Below are 207 nucleotides of genomic sequence, written 5' to 3'. Positions count from 1 at the left end.
TGGTCGTCGCCGACGACGGGTCCCCGGAGCCGCCCGACCCGGCCGCGCTCGCGGGGCCGGTCCCGGTGCGGGTGGTGACCCAGGACGACCGCGGGTTCCGCGCCGCCGCCGCGCGCAACCGCGGCGCCGCGCAGGTCGAGGGTGACGTCCTGGTGTTCCTCGACGCCGACACCGTCCCCGGGCCCGGCTTCGTCGCAGCGCTCACCG

1 protein-coding gene is annotated in these 207 nt (G+C 79.7%); it reads left to right on the top strand.

Annotated elements, in window-relative coordinates:
* Window positions 1-207: glycosyltransferase (locus tag GTW08_RS21670; protein ID WP_161152454.1), on the top strand; the 207-nt coding region annotated here is incomplete at both ends.

It is taken from the genome of Pseudonocardia sp. SID8383, from assembly GCF_009864975.1.
Taxonomy (GTDB): Bacteria; Actinomycetota; Actinomycetes; order Mycobacteriales; family Pseudonocardiaceae; genus Pseudonocardia; species Pseudonocardia alni.
This window is presented reverse-complemented; position numbering and strand designations above follow the sequence as displayed.